The 19136-nt window shown below is 59.7% G+C and carries 12 protein-coding genes and 4 tRNA genes; 5 read left to right on the top strand and 11 right to left on the bottom strand.

The genetic code is table 11. The features are described 5' to 3' along the window. Positions 1 to 35: 35 nt before the first annotated feature. The 7 genes from CLU92_RS19160 to CLU92_RS19130 form a co-directional block, all read right to left on the bottom strand. Positions 36 to 662, bottom strand: a complete 627-nt coding sequence (locus CLU92_RS19160; protein ID WP_101483190.1) for an ATP-binding cassette domain-containing protein — start codon at positions 660 to 662, stop codon at positions 36 to 38. Next, entirely contained in the window at positions 653 to 1750 is a 1098-nt protein-coding gene (locus CLU92_RS19155; RefSeq protein WP_257561125.1) for a hypothetical protein, read from the bottom strand. The genes CLU92_RS19160 and CLU92_RS19155 overlap by 10 nt, the downstream gene beginning before the upstream one ends. A 162-nt stretch (positions 1751 to 1912) precedes the next feature. Beyond that, positions 1913 to 1989: transfer RNA gene (locus CLU92_RS19150), tRNA-Asp, on the bottom strand. 57 nt (positions 1990 to 2046) lie between these two features. Continuing rightward, positions 2047 to 2122 (bottom strand) — tRNA-Val (locus tag CLU92_RS19145). Positions 2123 to 2339: 217 nt separating this feature from the next. After that, positions 2340 to 2416: transfer RNA gene (locus CLU92_RS19140), tRNA-Asp, on the bottom strand. A gap of 54 nt (positions 2417 to 2470) precedes the next feature. Beyond that, positions 2471 to 2546 (bottom strand) — tRNA-Val (locus CLU92_RS19135). Between the two features lie 99 nt (positions 2547 to 2645). Next, the gene (locus CLU92_RS19130; RefSeq protein WP_101483189.1) at positions 2646 to 4790 is read right to left on the bottom strand and encodes a S9 family peptidase; all 2145 of its coding nucleotides are present in this window, start codon (positions 4788 to 4790) and stop codon (positions 2646 to 2648) included. Positions 4791 to 4963: 173 nt separating this feature from the next. Here CLU92_RS19130 and dinB point away from each other — a divergent pair, with 173 nt between their 5' ends. Then, complete coding sequence (dinB, locus tag CLU92_RS19125) at positions 4964 to 6118, top strand: DNA polymerase IV (RefSeq protein WP_101483188.1); 1155 nt, start codon at positions 4964 to 4966, stop codon at positions 6116 to 6118. A 118-nt stretch (positions 6119 to 6236) separates the two neighbouring features. Continuing rightward, entirely contained in the window at positions 6237 to 7133 is an 897-nt protein-coding gene (locus CLU92_RS19120) for a recombination-associated protein RdgC (RefSeq protein WP_034754435.1), read from the top strand. Positions 7134 to 7267: 134 nt separating this feature from the next. Here the strand turns inward: CLU92_RS19120 and CLU92_RS19115 are convergent, their stop codons facing one another. Then, positions 7268 to 10006 (bottom strand): TonB-dependent receptor, encoded by a 2739-nt coding sequence (locus CLU92_RS19115; protein WP_101483187.1) that lies wholly within the window; start codon positions 10004 to 10006, stop codon positions 7268 to 7270. A gap of 522 nt (positions 10007 to 10528) precedes the next feature. Continuing rightward, a complete protein-coding gene (locus CLU92_RS19110) occupies positions 10529 to 11014 on the bottom strand; it encodes an asparaginase domain-containing protein (protein WP_101483186.1) in 486 nt (161 codons plus the stop codon). 162 nt (positions 11015 to 11176) lie between these two features. Here CLU92_RS19110 and CLU92_RS19105 point away from each other — a divergent pair, with 162 nt between their 5' ends. Further along, complete coding sequence (locus CLU92_RS19105) at positions 11177 to 11950, top strand: L-asparaginase (RefSeq protein ID WP_101483185.1); 774 nt, start codon at positions 11177 to 11179, stop codon at positions 11948 to 11950. Here CLU92_RS19105 and CLU92_RS19100 read toward each other — a convergent pair. Beyond that, a complete protein-coding gene (locus CLU92_RS19100; protein WP_101483184.1) occupies positions 11938 to 12951 on the bottom strand; it encodes a D-2-hydroxyacid dehydrogenase family protein in 1014 nt (337 codons plus the stop codon). The genes CLU92_RS19105 and CLU92_RS19100 overlap by 13 nt on opposite strands. Positions 12952 to 13279: 328 nt before the next feature. On the opposite strand from CLU92_RS19100, the gene CLU92_RS19095 reads away from it, so the two are divergent. Continuing rightward, the gene (locus CLU92_RS19095; RefSeq protein ID WP_101483183.1) at positions 13280 to 15151 is read left to right on the top strand and encodes a phosphoenolpyruvate carboxykinase (GTP); all 1872 of its coding nucleotides are present in this window, start codon (positions 13280 to 13282) and stop codon (positions 15149 to 15151) included. 142 nt (positions 15152 to 15293) lie between these two features. On the opposite strand, the gene uvrA is transcribed toward CLU92_RS19095, so the two are convergent. Then, on the bottom strand, positions 15294 to 18143 hold the full coding sequence (gene uvrA, locus CLU92_RS19090; RefSeq protein ID WP_101483182.1) for an excinuclease ABC subunit UvrA: 2850 nt from the start codon (positions 18141 to 18143) through the stop codon (positions 15294 to 15296). Between the two features lie 381 nt (positions 18144 to 18524). On the opposite strand from uvrA, the gene ssb reads away from it, so the two are divergent. After that, positions 18525 to 19043, top strand: coding sequence for a single-stranded DNA-binding protein (gene ssb, locus CLU92_RS19085; protein WP_101483181.1), 519 nt, complete (start codon positions 18525 to 18527; stop codon positions 19041 to 19043). The last annotated feature ends 93 nt before the right edge of the window (positions 19044 to 19136 follow it).

Genomic DNA, 19136 nt, shown 5'->3' with positions numbered 1-19136 from the left:
GTTTCTTGGTCGATCTGCAAAGCTGTATTTCCTGTCTATATTTCCACTGTCGCCGCCAGCGGCACATCCGGCACCAGGTGACTGGTCAGCACGATGCACTGGCGCGCCAGGCGGGACGGTTCGGACAGGCGCGTGCGCAGATGCGCCATGGCCGCCGCGTCGAGGCCATTGAACGGTTCATCGATCAGCAGCAGGCGCACGGGCAAGGCCAGCGCCAAGGCCAGTTGCAGCTTTTTGTGCTGGCCCAGCGAAAGGGCGGTGATGCTTTGCTGCAAGGTCGGCGTCATGGCAAATGCGCTCAGCTCGTCGTTCAGCAGGGACTGGTCGCTGCCCGGGTACAGGGCCAGGTGCAGGTCGAGCATTTCGTGCACCTGCAGCCAGGGCAGGGAAGGGGCGTCGCCGCCACAATAGAAGGCCTGGGCGCGGTAGGCCAGCGGCATGAAAGCACTGTCGATGTCGTCCAGGCGGATGGCGCCGCGCGCGGGCAGCAGGGCGCCACCCGCCAGTTTCAGCAAGGTCGTCTTGCCTGCCCCGTTTGCGCCGCGCAGCCAAGTGACGCCGGGGCCGAATTGCAGATTGCAGCCCTGGAAGACGCTGTGCGTGGGGAAATGAAAATCGAGGTGTTCGATGTGCAGGGTGGGAGAAGTGGCATTCAATTCCATAATTCGCTCCCAATGGCGCTCAAGGCAAGGATGGATAGCACGACGAGGACGACGCGTCCGCGCGCCGTCAGGCGGGGCAGGCCGACGATGGCCAGCAGGGCCGCGCTGGCGGTGAGGGCATACATGCTGGTGACGCGCTGCTGCAAGGCGGCGGGGTGAAGGTTGTACAGCAAGACAGCGCCTGCCAGCAGCACGGCAACCGGCGGCAGCAGGCTGGCGGCGCAGGCCAGGCGCGTCAGGGCGGTGCTGGCCAGGGGCCAGGCGTTCAGCGAGGGTTGCAGCAAGCCGATCTGCTCGCGCACGGCCTTGTCGCCGCGGTCCGTCACAATGATCAGGCTGGCGCTGGCCAGCAAACCCAACAGTGGCGCGGGCACCAGGGGCGGGCGCAGCAACCAGGCCAGCATGCTGGCGCCAGCCGTGGCCAGCAGCACGCTTTGCTGGATGCCAATTACATTGTCGTTGCGCCAGAACGGTAGCCAGAACAACTGGTGCCACAGGAACACGGTGCGCCAGCGGGGCCGGTGCGGCACATAGGCGGTCATGGTGGGTGGGCGCGCCCTTTGTGCGGGGCGTGGCGCGCGCAGGCGCTGCGCCACGATGAGCGTCGTCAGCAGCCAGGCCAGCAGCCAGGCGGCGATGGTGGCGGCAATGCCGGGCGCGACAATCGGGCGCAGCCAGGGTGGCGACTGCAACAGCCAGATGGTGGTCGAGACGGCATAGGCGAGGCCCAGCGGCAGCATCAGCAAACCGGCCACAGCCATGTCGGCTTGCCAGCGCAAGCGCGTCGGCAAGGGCAGCTGGCGCAGCCAGGCGGCGATGGGAGCAGGCAGCAGCCGTTTGCGCAGCAGCCAGGCGGGCAGGCAGGTCAGCAGGACTTGCGCGCTCACGACAGCCAGGGCGGCGGGCCAGGGCAGGCTCACGGCGAGAAAGCCAGGCAGGGCGATGACGCTGAGCAGACCCAGCAGGACAGGTCCGGCCAGGAAAAAGAAGATCTCCATGGAACTCCTCAGGCTGGCGGAAAATTGCAGCAAAGCATGATGGGCCAGGCGCAGGCGCAGGGCGATATAGGCAGGAGTACTACGGGGCAAGCGCATGCGGGCAGGGGCGAAGTCAGGGTAGCGCTGATTCTAACAGCCGGGGTCAGACCCCCGGATAAGTTAGCTTTGAGGTTGAGGTTGGCGGTGTTGAGATTCTGATCCCACAATGGGAAAAGCCCTTCGGTTCAGAGAACCAAAGGGCTTTTCTTTTATTGGCGGAGCGGACGGGACTCGAACCCGCGACCCCCGACGTGACAGGCCGGTATTCTAACCAACTGAACTACCACTCCAAGCTCGTATGATCTGTGTTGCTGATCCATGAAGCACTGGATAATTTTCTGTATTGGTGGTGGGTGCTGAGAGGCTCGAACTCCCGACCTACGCCTTGTAAGGGCGCCGCTCTACCAACTGAGCTAAGCACCCGCATACCCAGAAAACTATCCCGACGTTTGTCACCACGTCTGGAAGAGGCACTATTATAGGGGGTGCTTTCCCGCTTGTGCAACTATTCTTGAGGGCTAAAAGCAGTTTTTTTGCTGAAAAGTGCAAAAATATTCAAGGAAGGGAGTACTGACGTGTTTTTTGCTTCTGAAATGGGAAAAGCCCTTCGGTTCAGAGAACCAAAGGGCTTTTCTTTTATTGGCGGAGCGGACGGGACTCGAACCCGCGACCCCCGACGTGACAGGCCGGTATTCTAACCAACTGAACTACCACTCCAAGCTCGTATGATCTGTATTGCTGATCCATGAAGCACTGGACAGTTTTCTGATTTGGTGGGTGCTGAGAGGCTCGAACTCCCGACCTACGCCTTGTAAGGGCGCCGCTCTACCAACTGAGCTAAGCACCCGTTGCTTGTCTCAGAAAACTATCCTGACGTTTGTCACCACGTCTGGAAGAGGCGCTATTATAGGATGGCTAAAATCCTTCTGCAAGCGCTTTTTTCACATTATTGGGTAATACCCCACTGCGACAGCATCCACGCCATATGGAATGCACTTTCCTGAATGGCGTTATAGCGGCCCGAAGCACCGCCATGGCCGGCGCCCATATTCGTTTTCAGCAGCAGGGGATTGCTGTCCGTCTTATACGCGCGCAGCTTGGCCACATACTTGGCCGGTTCCCAGTACATCACCTGGCTGTCATTCAGCCCCGTCGTCACCAGCATGGCTGGATAATTTTTGCGCGTAATGTTGTCGTACGGCGAGTAGCTGAGCATGTAGTCATAGGCCGCCTTCTGGTTCGGGTCGCCCCATTCCAGGTACTCCCCAGTCGTCAGGGGCAGGCTGGCGTCCATCATGGTGTTCATCACATCGACGAACGGTACGGCCGCGTGCACGGCGTGGAACAGTTCGGGACGCATGTTGACGACGGCGCCCATCAGGAGGCCGCCCGCGCTGCCGCCCTGGATGATGAGACGGTTCGGACTCGTCCATTTTTCGCGCACCAGGTAGTCGGCGCTGTCGATGAAGTCATTGAAGGTATTTTTCTTCTTCATCAGCATGCCGTCTTCATGCCAGGCTTCGCCCATGTCGGTACCGCCGCGGATATGCGCCTGGGCATAGATGACGCCCCGGTCCAGCAGGCTGAGACGGGCGAGGCCAAAGCTGGCTTCCGTCGAGATGCCATACGAGCCATACGAGTACAGCAGCAGCGGCGCTGAACCGTCGAGCTTGACGCCTTTCTTGTAGACAATCCACAGCGGCACTTGCACGCCATCGCGCGCTGTTACCCACAGGCGCTGCGTGGTGTAGCGGCTGCCATCAAAGCCTCCGACAATTTCCTGTTGTTTCAGCACCGTGCGCTTGCCATCTTTCATGCTGACGTCAATCACCGTGGGTGGCGTGACGGGCGACTGGTAAGACATGCGAAATTGCGTGGCGTTAAATTCGGGCGTACCGGCCGCCGTGGCCAGGTAGACGGGATCGTCGAACTGCACGGTTTTCCAGTTCTTTTGCGCAAAATCATAGATGCGCGCGCGGTTCAGGGCGCGGGCCTTTTCCATCACCACCAGGTAGCCCTGGAACACGTCGATGGACTGGATCACGGCGTCCTTGCTGTGCGGCACGACGGGTTTCCAGTTCTTCGGCTGCGGCGCAGACAGCGGTGCGCTGACGACGCGGAAATTCTTTGCATCCTTGTTGGTGAGAATGTATAGTTGTCCGTCGCGGTGTTCGACGCCGTAGCGGTGGCCCTTTTCACGCTTGAGCACGCTCTGGAAACTGCCTTCCGGCTTGTTGGTTGGCAACAGCAGCACTTCGCTGGTATCCGTGCTGCCCGAGGTCAGCAAAAAGTAGCGTTTGTCGTGCGTGCGGCCCACATTGATGGCGAATTGCTCCACTGGCTCGTGGTAGACCTGCTGCGGCGTGCCGCCCAGAGCCAGGCGGAACAGGCGGTCCGAGCGCTTGGTGGTGGCGTCTTCCTGGGCTAGCATCAGGGTGGCGTTATCCGCCGCCCAGGCCAGCGATGTCACGCGTGGCATGGTATCAGGCAGCAACTTGCCCGTCTTCAAATCCTTGATATGCAGCTCGTACTGGCGGAAACCCGTCGTGTCGGTGGTGTAGGCCAGCAATTGCTCATTCGGGCTGATTGAAAATGCGCGCACGGCAAAGAATTTGTGGCCTTCGGCCAATTGATTCTGGTCCAGCAAGACTTCTTCGGCCGCCTGGGCATCGTAGGCGCCATTCGCGCCGACAGGGCGGCGGCAGTGAAGCGGGTATTGCTTGCCCGCTTCCGTACGCGTGTAATAGTAAAAGTTACCCTGGCGCGCAGGCACGGACAGGTCCACTTCCTGCATGCGGCCTTTGACTTCCGCATACACTTTGTCGGCGAGCGGCTGGATCGGGGCCGTGACGGCGGCCGTGTAGGCGTTTTCCGCATTCAGGTAGTCGATGACGGCAGGATCGGTCTTCTTTTGCAGCCAGCGGTAGTCGTCCGTGACGACCGTGCCGTGGCGCGTTTCCTGCCAGGCTGTCTTGGCGGCGACAGGTGCAATGGCGGCGGCATCGGCGGCGAGCGCGGATGGCGCCAGCGTGGACAGCACGATGGATGAGCAGACGGCCAGATGGCGCAAAGCTTGATGTGCTATAGACAAGGCGACTCCTTTGAATAGTTATGTCAGGATTGTAATCTTGCCATTGAGAAAAGCAACCGCCGTGCGCATGCGTTTCAACTTGCATCCATGGGGATTTCCAGCGATACTGTATATAATTACAGTATTCATCTGCATCCTGCCGCGAGGTGTCCTTGACCACATCTGCTCCTACCTTGCCTGAAGCCCGCCGCTGGATTGCCCACCTGGACATGGATGCCTTCTTTGCCTCCGTCGAACTGTTGAAGTATCCGGAACTGCGCGGCGAAGCCGTCGTCATCGGCGGCGGCCGGCTGCAGCAACCCGTGCTGCAGGAGGACGGCACGCGGCAGTTTGCGCGCATGCGCGACTACGTGGGGCGCGGCGTCGTCACCACCTCCACCTATGCGGCGCGCGCGTTCGGCGTGTTTTCCGCCATGGGCATCATGAAGGCCGCCAGGCTGGCGCCCGATAGTATTCTGCTGCCAGCCGATTTCGAGGCCTACCGCGAGTATTCGGCCCGCTTCAAGCAAGCCGTGGCCCATCTGTGCCCCATCATCCAGAACGTGGGCATCGATGAAATCTATATCGATCTCACCGAACATGGCGAGCAGGCGCCCGCCATGGCAGCGCGCCTGAAGACGGCCGTGTTCGAAGCGACGGGCCTCTCGTGCTCGGTCGGCCTGGCGCCCAACAAATTGCTGGCAAAAATCTGTTCCGACCTGGAAAAGCCCGACGGCCTGACCATCCTGCATCCCGAGGATGTCGAAACACGCGTATGGCCCTTGCCGGCAAAAAAGATCAACGGCATCGGCCCGAAGGCCACGGCCAAGCTGGAAGCCTTGGGAATTATTACCATCGGCGAACTGGCACGAGCCGATCTCACCATGCTGCGTACGCAGTTCGGCGACCTGTACACGGGCTGGCTGCGCCAGGCGGCGCTGGGCATCGACGAGCGCCCCGTGCAGACGAGCCGGGAAACCAAGTCCGTCAGCCGCGAAACGACGTTCGAGCGCGACTTGCAAGTGGTGCGCGACCGCGCCACCCTGTCGGAAAAGCTGGAAAGCCTGTGTACGCGCGTGGCGGGCGACCTCGACAAGCAGTCGCTGGCGGGGCGCACGGTGGGCATCAAGCTGCGCTTCGAGGATTTCAGCACTGTCACGCGCGACATCACCTTGCCCAGCGCCACGGCGGACGCCGCCGCCATCCTGCGCGCCAGCCGCGATTGCTTGCGGCGCGTGCCGTTTGAAAAGAAAATCCGCCTGCTGGGCGTGCGCATCTCGACCTTGTCCGATCCGGCCGTCGTGACGCGGCAGGCGCCAGCCCAGGCGGAGCTGTTTCCCGCCCTGTAGCGGCATTCCCCATGGATTACAAGCATCGCGCCAGTCCGCGCTTTTGACGGCATTCCCGTGTCGAAAGTGTAGAATGGCGTTCCCCTGGCACTACTGAAACAAACGGAAGACAAAAACTATGTGGTTCAAGAATCTTCAGATTTACCGCCTGCCCGCACCATGGGCTTATACGCCAGAACAACTGGAAGAGGCCTTGTCCTCGAACAAATTTACGCCGGCGACCAGCATGGATCTGATGCGCCAGGGCTGGGATACGCCACGCCCGAATGGTGGTCTGGTCCATGTTGTCAACAAACAAATGTTGATCTTGCTGGGTACGGAAAAGAAACTGCTGCCAGCGACCGTCATCAACCAGGTGGCCAAGGCCCGCGCTGCCGAGATGGAAGAAGCACAAGGCTTTGCGCCTGGCAAGAAAGCCATGAAAGAATTGAAGGAACGCGTGGCCGACGAATTGCTGCCGCGCGCCTTCAGCATCCGCAGCAATGTATGGACGTGGATCGACCCCGTCAATGGCTGGCTGGTGGTCGATGCCGCCAGCCCGGCAAAAGCCGATGAAGTCATCAAGCTGCTGCTGAAAGCCGTCGACAAACTGCCGCTGGAAAGCTTGCGCGTGCAGCGCTCGCCGGTGGCGGTGATGACGGAGTGGCTGCAGGCCGACGATGCGCCTGCCGGCTTCACGGTCGACATGGATACGGAATTGCGCGCCACGGGCGAGAGCAAGGCCACCGTGCGCTACGTGCGCCACACGCTGGAAGCGGACGACGTGCGCCGCCACATCGCGGCCGGCAAGCAGTGCACGCGCCTGGCCATGACGTGGAACGACAAGATCTCGTTCGTGCTGACGGAGTCCTTGGCCATCAAGAGCGTCAAGCCGCTGGACGTGATCAAGGAAACGGAATCGAGCACGAAGAACGACGAAGAGCGTTTCGACGGCGACGTGATGCTGATGACGGGCGAGCTGAGCAAGCTGATGGCCGACGTGGTCGAAGCATTGGGCGGCGAGGCGACGGCGTAAGCGTCGTCATGCCGGTACGAAAAAGGAGCTTCGGCTCCTTTTTTTTCGCCAGCGTCCTTTGCTGACGTATAAAAAAAGCGCCTTGCACGGTGAGGTGCAAGGCGCTTTTACCAAGCCTAATTTAAAACGTCACATTAGAACTTGTAGCTACCGGTGAAGTAGACCGAACGCATCATTGGATCGGCGTAGCGTGGATCGAAACCAACCTGGTGGCCCGACGAAGCGCGCAGCGACAGCGGCGGTTCACGGTCAAACAGGTTCTTGATACCAGCGCGCAGCGTCAACGCCGAGCTGAAGGCATAGCGGCCTTGCAGATCGACGGTGGTGTACGACGGAACTTCCAGGCGGATCGTTTCCAGTTTCTTGGTATCGACGTTCAGTACCGAAGCAGCTGCATCGGTGTAGCCGTTACGATAGCTGACAACCATGCTGCTGGTCAGCTTGCCCGATTCCAGGCTCATGTTCAGCTTGATCAGGTTGCGGAACGTGACTGCATCGGTGATACCGAAGTAGTTCATGTTGGTGGTCCACTGATTCTTGGTGCCTGGCACGGTGTAGTCAGCCTTGAGCATATGGGTACCGCTCAGGTTGGCCGTGAAGTTACCGAAGTCAAAGCGGTGGCGACCGGTCATGTCCCAGTCAATACCACGGTTATGCGTCTGGCCGATGTTCATCGACAGCGACTTGAACGCAAAGTAGGTATTGCCGGTCGATGGCTCGGTATAGGCGCCGAACAGATCCTTGTACAGCGCTGGATTGCCGAAGGCCTGGGTTTCGCTTACTGCCGACACCGCGTCGGTGATCTTCACATCCCACAGATCGGCGCCGAACGAGAATGCCGAGCTAGGTTCGATACGGAAACCAACGGTGTACTGCTTCGATTTTTCCGGTTTCAGGTTTTCGTTACCGCCTGCCAACTGATTGTATTGCTGGGCTTTGCCGCGGCACAGATCGCTGCCTGGGAATGGGCAATCCCATGGTTTGGCGGTGAAACCGTTGTTGACCAGTGGCTGGCCAATGTCCAGCATGCTCGGCGCCTTGAAGCCCGTGCCGTACGAACCACGTACCAGCAATTGCTGGACTGGCTGCCAGCGTGCCGTCACTTTGTAGGTGCTGGCGCTTTGGTCTTTACCGATGGACTTGTTCACAACACCGTTGTCGATCTTGGTGATGGTGTCGTAACGGCCGGCCAGGCTCACTTCGATCGTTTTGGTGACAGGTGCCAGCAATTCGGCAAACACACCATAGGTTTCGCGGCTCAGGTCGTAGCGTGCCGAGGTGTTGAAGTTGTAGATCGTGTCGCTGGTCGCGCCGTTCGATGGCGTTTGCTCATATTTGTATTCGCGGTAGTCGCCGCCGATACCGATATTGGCCTTGCCGCCTGGCAGGGTGAACAGTTCCCGCGAACCGTGCGCGTCGATGCCGCGCATGGTGGTCGATGCCGTACGGATCGAACCGTTGAATTGCGAATTGTTGATCAGGTTCTGCAGGGCTGGCGAAGCGCTGCCAGCTGGTACGAACGGGTTGAACAATGGATCTTTTTGCATGGCCTTGAACTCGGCGTTCTTGGCATAGCCGCCCACATAGCGCTCATCGATCGCGTTTTGCGACCAGGTCAGGGCCGATTCCACGTTCCACTCGCCCACTTCGCCTTCCACGCCGACGACGAAATGTTTGGTGTCGGTGATGGTGTTGCTGGCGCGGGTGCCCCAGTCAACCATGCGGTAGTTGGCGGTGACGGTTTTCACGTCCGCTTGCTGCGCAGGCGTCAGGTATGGCTGGACGTACTGGTTGTACAGCGCGCTGCCCTTGGCGATCGTGATCGGCACCGGGTTGGCGGCGATGCGCGCGGTCAGGTCGTAGCGCGACAGGGCGACTTCGGCAAACGCATTCAGGTTGTCCGTCAGTTTGTAGGTACCGCGCGAGAACAGGCTGTCGCGTTTCGATTCTGGAACGATTTCAACGGTCGAACCGCCATCGAAGCCGCATGCCGCAGCGTTGGTAGCCGTGACGTAGTTGGTCGGGCCGCAATTGCCGTTGGCAGCCAGGTACGGGCTGAACTGCAGTTGTGGGTTGGTGGCGCTGTCCTTGAAGGCGACGGTGGCGTTACCTGGCGCTGTCGACGGGCTGGTGCGGTCGTAGATGTAGTTCTTGCCGCCGTTGCTGACAGGAATGTACGACGAACGGGCGAACGAGCGGTCCGTTGCCTTCAGTTTCGATTGCTCATCGTGGCGGTACGATACCAGCACGTTGAAGCGATCTTCATCCAGATCGCCGAAGCCGTAGGTGACGTTGGTATTCCAGGCGTTGCCGCCTTTGTCTTCCGGGCCGCCGTAGGTGGCTTCCAGGGTGCCGCCTTGGACGTTTTTCTTCAGGATGAAGTTGATCACGCCGGCAATGGCGTCCGAGCCGTACAGGGCCGAAGCGCCGTCGGTCAGGATTTCGACGCGCTCAACCGCGCTCATCGGAATGGCGTTCAGGTTGACGGAGGTACCCGAGCCTTGTGGCGCGATGCGGCGGCCGTTCAGCAGAACCAGGGTGTAGCTTTCGCCGATGTCATGGATCGATGCGCTGGTGCGGCCACCCGAGTTGGAACCGGCGGCAACGGCGCCGATGGTGAAACCTTGCATGGCTGGCAGGCTTTGTACCAGATCAGCAACGGTGTTTGCGCCGGTACGGGCGATCGCTTCTTGCGTCAGGCGCTGCACTGGCAGTGCGCCTTCGACGGCGATACGCTTGATACTCGAACCGGTAATTTCAACTTTTTGAATTGCTTCGTCTGCCATGGATTGGCCAGAGAACAAGACGCTGCCTGCCAGGACGGTCAGGGCCAGGCGTACGCTGCGTACGCCAATTTTTTCTTTAAATGCCATTGTAACAATTACTCCGTAGTAGTTTTAATAACGACAAGCGGTACACGAGCACCGCTCAGGCCATCGGATAGATGACCAGCGGTGCGCGTGTACGGTAGGCGGAACCACGTCCGTGGGAGGTGGAAGACTACTTAGCGCAATATTGTTATAAATGCACTTATGACTTGTCGAGGCAAACATTATGTCTTCTAAGAAAGAAAAAATGCACCCTAACCGTGTCGGATTTGGCAATAATTTACGGATACTGAAGAAACTTCAATTAAATTGTTAAATGACGATTTTATATTTGACAGGATCGGTGTTTTTAAAAATGATCAATGGCGTTTTTTTACAACATAAAATTATTCTATTGGCAATTCGATGTTTTACCTGCAATAATTCGTTGAAAGCTGTTGCTTTGCAGAATTAGTGCAAGGTAAAAAAACGTAAAAAAAGCCCGTTGAAACGGGCTGCTTGAATTGTGAAAGATGGTCAGTCAGACCGTTTGCCGGTCTGCTGTTTGCCACCATTCCTGCCATCGGCTTACAAGGGCTGGAACACGCCGGCGGCGCGGTTCTTTTGCACGTTGTCCCAGGCGAAGATCTGGCCATTCATGGCTACGTACACGCCAGATGGCAAGGTTTGCGCCACGCCGCAGGCAAAGCCCAGGTTGAACAGGGCATCGGAATTGTCGATTTCATAAGGAATCATGGCGCCCGTCAAGATGACCGTCTGCTGCAGGTTCGCCGCACCCAGCACTTGCGCCGTTTCGCGCATGGTGTCGGTGCCGTGGATGATGACGATGGCTTTCTCCTGTGCCGCGCGGCACGAGGCCAGCACGCGCTGGCGGTCCGCATCCTGCATGTCGAGCGAGTCCAGCAGGGGCAGTTGCTCCAGGGCCACGGGCGCCGTCATGCGCGCGCGGGCAATCGCTGCCGGCAAATGACTGTCGGAAAAGCCCAGGGTACCGTTCAATTCGTTGTAGTGTTTGTCGAAAGTGCCGCCAGTGGCGAGTATGCGCAAAGTCATGATGTGGTCACGATGTCAGTGGAGAATGACGCGCATGATAGCGTGGATTGTGTGCCTTGCGTGAAAGGCGGGCCCGCCGCAGGCCGTTGCAGATCGCCACTGGAAAATTTGACCACCTGTGAGTACACTGGTTTCTTTGTTTGCCTACCGCCCCGACTCCGTATGAAAGCGCTCGCTCCCGGTACCGTCATTTTTCACCGCCACCGAGGTTACGGTGTGATCACGTCCGTCAATTTGCTGACGGGCTGGATTGCCGCCCGTTTCGGCAGCGAATCGCGGACCCTGGACCTGAACCTGTCGACCGACGATGTGCAGTTTGCCGATGGCGAAGCGATCCTGTTCCGCCGCGCGCCGCCCGACCGCATGCCGCATGCTCGCCTGATGGCCATGGTGCGCGAACTGCATCAGGCCGGCTATCAAAAACTGTACCTGTATTCCTGGCCGAAACCGTCCGGCCTGCACTGGCGCTGGCATTTGTTCACGGGGCCGCGTGACTGGATGCAGCGGCCCTGGCGCGAAGGCTGGTATGGCTCGGGCGCCGATTACAACGTTAACCCCGTGATGGGCTGGGGCGATACGCCCGGCGCCTCTACCGGCGAGCTGATCGATGCGCTGGCCCGTTTCGACCCGCAAGGGCTGGCGCAGGCGCTGGGCCGCGACGACGACCATAGCGACTGGTTTGGCCGTGTCTGCGACGCCTTGTTGCCCAATTACATGTACAGCCTGGACATGCAGCGCAGCCCAGGCGAGCCTTTGCCCGACATGCCGCCCGTGCCGGTGGTCGCCGTGCGCGCTGGCGTGGCGCCATATGCCGGGCCGGACATCGCCTGGCCACCCGGCTGGGCTGGCCTGTGGCGTGGCCGCCACGTGCTGCCAGCGCCCGCCATCCGCCTCACGGGCGAGGCCGACCTCATCAAGGGCTTTCAGCGCTCCTGAGGCGTTTGCCGCGCGTGCTGCAGCACCTCGGGATTGAGCAGGCGCGTGCATTGACCCTGCGCAAAATCGACGATGTTTTGCAAGGCGTAGCGGAAATACAGCTCATAGCTGTCACGCTCGACGTAGCCCAGGTGTGGCGTGGCCAGCACGTTCGGCAGCAGCAGCAATGGCGCGCCTGGCGGCAGCGGCTCGTCCGTAAATACGTCCAGCGCGGCGGCGCCCGGGCGTCCCAGCGGCAGCGCCGTTTCCAGCGCCCCTTCAGCCACCAGTTCGGCGCGGCTGGTGTTGACGAACAGGGAAGTCGGTTTCATGCGCGCCAGGTCTTCGTTGGTAACCAGGCCGCGCGTCTTGTCGGACAGGCGCAGGTGCAAGGTCAGCACGTCCGCTTGTTCAAAGAACGCTTCGCGCGAAATCGCCGCCGTGTCGCCCGCGGCCACGGCCGCCGCGCGGCTCGCTTCGCTGCCCCACACGAGGATGTTCATGCCGAAGGCGCGGCCATAGCCGGCGATCAATTGGCCGATTTTGCCGTAGCCCCAGATCGCCAGGGTGCGCCCTTTGAGTACAGTCCCCAGCGTATTGCGCGCCGGTTCCAGTGACGACGTCTGCCACAGCCCCTCCTGTAAATGTTGCGCGTAAGGCACGATCTTGCGCTGCGCCGCCATGATCAGTGCCCACGTCAGTTCGGCCGGCGCCGTGGGCGAGCCTATGCCTTCCGCGATGGCGATGCCCAGCTCCGTGGCGGCCGTCACATCGATGTGTCCGCTGACCTTGCCTGTTTGCGAAATCAGTTTCAGGTTCGGCAGTTTCGACAGCAGGGCCCGGTTGAAACTGCTGCGTTCGCGGATCAGTACCAGCGCGTCGAACGGCGCCAGGCGGATCGCCAGCTGGCCCAGGCCCCGCGCCGTATTGCTGAATACTTTGACCTCGTTGCCATCGAGCAATTGGAAACAATCGAGGCCGCGCACGGCATCCTGGTAATCATCGAGTATGGCAATTTTCATGGTGGATGGCCGATTTTAGTAAGGATTTGGTAGGGAAATAACAGGATACGGGAAATGCTGAATAGCCTACTACATTAGTCAAGCTATTCTCCTACATTTTTGCGAGAATAGCTGATTGGCGGGTGTACAATCGCCGGCACTTTTGAAGCTTCCTGAGTATAGTTAAAGCGCAAACTGTTCTTGCTACCTGGGTGCATGATCCAGGTAAACGACACCAGAGCCCTGCCAGCGTGAGCATCCCGCCCGCAGTGAGCCGCAGCCACCTCTCAACGATGCTGCCTGTCTTGCCGGAATGACCAGAATTTCTTTTATTGGTATTGGAGGTAATATGAATCAGCCCGTCATGGGTGGCGTCGCCGCACTCAACGTCCCAGCTTATATTAAACAACAGAAACTGATCAACTGGGTGGCCGACATTGCCGCGCTGACCAAGCCGGAGCGCATCTACTGGTGCGATGGCTCGCAAGAAGAGTACGAGCGCTTGTGCGCCGAAATGGTTGCCAGCGGCACCATGAAAAAACTCAATGCGGAAAAGCGCCCGAATTCCTACCTGGCCTGCTCCGACCCGAGCGACGTGGCCCGCGTCGAAGACCGCACGTATATCTGCTCGGCAACGAAAGAAGCGGCTGGCCCGACGAATAACTGGACCGAGCCTGGCGAGATGCGCCACACCCTGAACGGCCTGTTCGATGGCTGCATGCGTGGCCGTACCATGTACGTCGTGCCATTCTCGATGGGCCCGCTGGGTTCGCCCATCGCGCACATCGGCGTGGAACTGTCCGACTCGCCCTATGTCGCCGTCAACATGAAGATCATGACCCGCATGGGCCGTGCCGTCTACGACGTGCTGGGTACCGATGGCCAGTTCGTGCCGTGCGTACACAGCGTGGGCGCACCGCTGGCAGCCGGTCAGGCCGACGTGAAATGGCCTTGCAACAGCACCAAGTACATCGTGCACTTCCCGGAAACGCGCGAAATCTGGTCTTTCGGTTCTGGCTACGGCGGCAACGCCTTGCTGGGCAAGAAATGTTTCGCCCTGCGCATCGCCTCGAACATGGGTTACCAGGAAGCGCAAGCGTCCGACAGCAACCCGGGCTGGCTGGCTGAACACATGCTGATCCTCGGTGTGGAATCGCCCGAAGGCAAGAAGCATTACGTTGCGGCGGCGTTCCCATCGGCCTGCGGCAAGACCAACTTCGCCATGCTGATCCCGCCAGCAAGCTTTAACGGCTGGAAAGTGACCACCATCGGCGACGATATCGCCTGGATCAAGCCAGGCGCCGATGGCCGTTTGTACGCCATCAACCCGGAAGCGGGCTACTTCGGCGTGGCGCCTGGCACGAACGAGAAAACCAACTACAACTGCATGGCCTCCATGCGCGATAACACGATCTTCACCAACGTGGCGCTGACGGACGATGGCGATGTCTGGTGGGAAGGTTTGACGAAAGAAGCACCAAGCCACCTGATCGACTGGCAGGGCAAGGACTGGACGCCGGCGTCCGGCACCAAGGCGGCGCACCCGAACGCGCGCTTCACTGTTGCTGCTACGCAAAATCCGGTGATTGATGCGGCCTGGGACGATCCGGCCGGCGTGCCGATCTCGGCCTTCATCTTCGGTGGCCGCCGCTCCACCACCGTGCCGCTGGTAACGGAAGCGCGCAACTGGGTCGAAGGCGTCTACATGGCCGCCACCATGGGTTCCGAAACGACGGCCGCTGCCGTGGGCCAGATGGGTGTCGTGCGCCGCGATCCATTTGCCATGTTGCCGTTTATCGGCTATAACATGAGCGATTATTTCCAGCACTGGCTGGACATGGGCGTCAAAGTAGGTAAAGTTAACGCTGCCGCCCTGCCGAAGATCTACTGCGTCAACTGGTTCCGTACGGACGAGGCAGGCAAGTTCGTCTGGCCTGGCTTTGGCGACAATATGCGCGTGCTGAAATGGATGCTGGAACGCATCGAAGGCAAGGCCGGCGGTGTGGAAAACCTGTTCGGCACGACGCCGCAGTATGGCGACCTGAACTGGGATGGCTTGCCGTTCACGCAAGAACAGTTCGATACCATCACTTCGATCGACAAGGCGGCGTGGCTGGAAGAATTGAAATTGCATACGGAGTTGTTTGAAAAACTCGCGTATCATCTGCCGCAAGAATTGGCAGATAACAAGGCTGCGCTGGAAAAGCGGCTGAGTGCATAAAGTTTAGTAGTGGGGGAGAAACACGCCGGCAAAGACTGGCGTGAGATAAATGACACGCCGGCAATGACTGGGGTGCTAGCAAAAAGAGAAACGGCGCGGATTGCATGAGCAATCCGCGCCGTTTTTTATTGCGCTGCCGTCGTTACTGCTTCAGCAGCGGCCCCAGGTACTTGCCCGTCACGCTGGCCGGGTTCAGGGCCACGTCTTCCGGCGTGCCCGTGGCGATGATCTGCCCGCCGCCGGCGCCGCCTTCTGGGCCCAGGTCGACGATCCAGTCGGCCGTCTTGATGACGTCGAGGTTGTGCTCGATGATGACGAGGGTATTGCCCTGGTCGCGCAGGCGATGGATGACTTTCAGCAGCAAATCGATATCGTGGAAGTGCAAGCCTGTCGTCGGTTCATCGAGGATGTACAGGGTGCGGCCCGTGTCGCGCTTGGACAGTTCCAGCGACAATTTCACGCGCTGCGCCTCGCCACCGGACAAGGTGGTGGCGCTCTGGCCCAGCTTGATGTAGCCCAGGCCCACGTCGAGCAGGGTTTGCAGCTTGCGCGCGATCAAGGGCACGGGCTTGAAGAATTCATGTGCTTCTTCCACCGTCATGCCCAGCACTTCCGTGATGTTCTTGCCCTTGTATTGCACTTCCAGGGTTTCGCGGTTGTAGCGCTTGCCATGGCACACGTCGCACGGCACGTAGACGTCGGGCAGGAAATGCATTTCGACCTTGATCACGCCATCGCCCTGGCACGCTTCGCAGCGTCCGCCCTTGACGTTGAACGAGAAGCGGCCCGCGCTGTAGCCCCGTTCCTTGGCCGTCGGCACGGTGGAGAACAAGTCGCGGATCGGCGTAAACAAGCCCGTGTAGGTGGCGGGATTGGAGCGCGGCGTGCGGCCGATAGGCGCCTGGTCGACGGAGATGACCTTGTCGAAGTGCTCCAGGCCGCTGATCGATTCGTGCGGCGCCGGTTCCGTCTGCGAACCGTACAAATGGCGCGACAGGGCCGGATACAGGGTATCGTTGACGAGCGACGATTTGCCCGAGCCGGACACGCCCGTGACGCAGGTCATCAAGCCCACCGGCAAGCTCAGCGATACCTTTTTCAGGTTGTTGCCCGTCGCGCCAGTAATCAGCAACTGCTTCTCCGGATTGCTGGCGTGACGCTTGGCTGGCACTGCGATTTTCAGCTTGCCGTTCAGGTATTGCGCCGTCAGCGATTTCTTGTTTTTGAGAATGTCTTGCAGCGTGCCTTCGGCGATGATTTCGCCGCCGTGCACACCCGCGCCGATGCCCATGTCGACGATGTAGTCGGCCGTGCGGATGGCGTCTTCATCGTGCTCGACCACCAGCACGCTGTTGCCGATGTCGCGCAAGTGTTTCAGCGTTTCGATCAGGCGGTCATTATCGCGCTGGTGCAAGCCGATCGACGGTTCATCGAGCACATACATGACGCCCGTCAAACCGGAGCCGATTTGCGAGGCGAGGCGGATGCGTTGTGCTTCGCCGCCGGAGAGCGTGTCGGCGCTGCGGTCCAGCGACAGGTAATCGAGGCCCACATTGTTGAGGAATTTCAGGCGCGAAATGATTTCCTTGACCACGCGGTCGGCGATCTCTTTCTTGGCGCCCGTCAGTTTCAGCTTTTCGAAAAATTCCAGCGTTTCGCGCAGCGGTTTGCCCGCCACCTCATAGATGGCGCGCTGCTGCTTGCCTGTGCCGACCTTGACGAAGCGCGCTTCCACGCGCAGGCGCGCACCATCGCATGAGGGGCAGCATTTTTCATTGATGAACTTGGCCAGTTCTTCCTTGACGGCCATCGAGTCCGTCTCGCGGTAGCGGCGCTGCAGATTGTTGACCACGCCTTCAAACGTGTGTTCCTTGATGACAGTGCGGCCCCGTTCGTTGACATAGGTAAACGGAATCACTTGCTTGCCGGAACCGTACAGCACGGCTTGCTGGGCATTCAATGCCAGTTGCTCGAACGGCATGTCCAGGTCGAACTCGTAAAACGCGGCCAGGTTCGACAGCATCTGGAAGTAAAACTGGTTGCGGCGGTCCCAGCCTTTGACGGCGCCCGAGGCCAGCGACAGATTCGGGAACGCGACGATGCGTTTCGGGTCAAAGAATTCGATGTGTCCCAGGCCGTCGCATTCCGGGCAGGCGCCCATGGGGTTGTTGAACGAAAACAGACGCGGCTCCAGTTCCTGCAGGGAATAGCCACACACATTGCAGGCGAATTTGTTGGAGTACACGTGTTCCTGGGCGGTATCCATCTCGTAGGCGATGGCACGGCCATCGGCCAGGCGCAGGGCCGTCTCGAAACTTTCCGCCAGGCGCTGCTTGATTTCCTGGTTCACCTTGACGCGATCGATGACGACGTCGATCGTGTGTTTTTCCGTCTTCTTTAATTTCGGGAGGTCATCGACTTCATAGATCTTGGCCGCATGCGTGCCGCTCTGCACGCGGAAGCGCACGAAGCCCTGCGCCTGCATCTGCTCGAACAGGTCCACGTGCTCGCCCTTGCGGTTGGCGACGACGGGCGCAAGTATCATCAGCTTGGTGTCTTCCGGCATGGCCAGCACGGCATCGACCATTTGCGACACGGATTGGGCGGCCAGCGCGTTTTCCGGGTGGTCGGGACAGTAGGGCGTGCCAACACGCGCGTACAGCAGGCGCAAGTAGTCGTGGATTTCCGTCACGGTGCCCACCGTCGAGCGTGGGTTGTGCGAAGTTGCCTTCTGTTCGATGGAGATGGCGGGGGATAGGCCTTCGATCAGGTCGACGTCCGGTTTTTCCATCAGTTGCAGGAACTGGCGTGCATAGGCCGACAGCGACTCGACATAGCGGCGCTGGCCTTCCGCGTACAAGGTGTCGAAGGCCAGCGAAGACTTGCCGGAGCCGGATAAGCCGGTAATCACGATCAGCTTATTGCGCGGCAAATCGAGATTGATATTCTTGAGGTTATGCGTGCGAGCACCGCGAATGCGGATCTGTTCCATGTGATTGCCTTGCTTTCAGTGAGTGGTGCGGCCGGCGCATTGTGCCTGGGTGCAGATGAGGAGCCACAACGGGTCAACCTGTTACTATAGCCGGGTTTTGCTCTGCATGCCTGAGGCGTCCATGGGCGGATTGCGCCGCCAGGCGAACGTGCCCCGACAAAGTTTGATACAGGTGCGTGCAGACGTTTAAACACTGTATATAATACCAGTATTCAAGTTTCTTGTTTTCCCTTGCCGTGAAAAAAACGTGCTGCCGCACGAGAGATGGCGTCCGCCAGAAAGCGGGTGCTTTGCGCCGCGTGGTCGCTTATAATCCTCGTTTAGTACACTAAACTACCGCGCGGGACACCGGCTCCCGCTGCAGTTCATCAGGAGTTATTCATGGCATCAGTCAACAAAGTCATCATCGTCGGCAATCTGGGCCGTGACCCGGAAATCCGCTACATGCCTAGCGGCGACGCGATCGCCAACATCGCCGTGGCCACTTCGTACAAATCGAAGGACCGCAATACGGGCGAACAAAAAGAATTGACAGAGTGGCACCGTATCTCGTTCTTCGGCCGCCTGGCGGAAATCGTCGGCCAATACCTGAAAAAAGGCTCGTCCGTCTACGTCGAAGGCCGCCTGCAAACCCGTAAATATACGGACAAGGACGGCGTCGAGAAGTACGCAACCGACATCATCGCGGAACAGATGCAAATGCTGGGCGGTCGCTCCGGCATGGGCGGCGACGCCGGTGGTGGCGATGACAGCTACGGCGGCGGTGGTGGCGGCTACGACGCCCCGGCCCCGCGCCAGGCGCCAGCCCCGCGTCCAGCCCCGGCCCCGGCCCCGGCACCACGCCCGGCACCGAAGCCAGCACCGAACTTCTCGGATATGGATGACGATATTCCATTTTAAGTACGCCGCGCTGACGTATTCCTGTCAGATACTGTCGATAAAAGAGCCTGCGTCTTCATTGATGCAGGCTCTTTTTTTACGTTCAGCCGCGCT

The sequence above is a fragment of the Janthinobacterium sp. 61 genome (assembly GCF_002846335.1).
Taxonomy (GTDB): domain Bacteria; phylum Pseudomonadota; class Gammaproteobacteria; order Burkholderiales; family Burkholderiaceae_D; genus Janthinobacterium.
This window is presented reverse-complemented; position numbering and strand designations above follow the sequence as displayed.

Coding starts and splice junctions, on each gene's coding strand:
- uvrA (WP_101483182.1), bottom strand. CDS start 18,143: ATGGAACAGATCCGCATTCGCGGTGCTCGCACGCATAACCTCAAGAAT.
- CLU92_RS19110 (WP_101483186.1), bottom strand. CDS start 11,014: ATGACTTTGCGCATACTCGCCACTGGCGGCACTTTCGACAAACACTAC.
- ssb (WP_101483181.1), top strand. CDS start 18,525: ATGGCATCAGTCAACAAAGTCATCATCGTCGGCAATCTGGGCCGTGAC.
- CLU92_RS19120 (WP_034754435.1), top strand. CDS start 6,237: ATGTGGTTCAAGAATCTTCAGATTTACCGCCTGCCCGCACCATGGGCT.
- CLU92_RS19095 (WP_101483183.1), top strand. CDS start 13,280: ATGAATCAGCCCGTCATGGGTGGCGTCGCCGCACTCAACGTCCCAGCT.
- CLU92_RS19160 (WP_101483190.1), bottom strand. CDS start 662: ATGGAATTGAATGCCACTTCTCCCACCCTGCACATCGAACACCTCGAT.
- CLU92_RS19100 (WP_101483184.1), bottom strand. CDS start 12,951: ATGAAAATTGCCATACTCGATGATTACCAGGATGCCGTGCGCGGCCTC.
- CLU92_RS19105 (WP_101483185.1), top strand. CDS start 11,177: ATGAAAGCGCTCGCTCCCGGTACCGTCATTTTTCACCGCCACCGAGGT.
- CLU92_RS19115 (WP_101483187.1), bottom strand. CDS start 10,006: ATGGCATTTAAAGAAAAAATTGGCGTACGCAGCGTACGCCTGGCCCTG.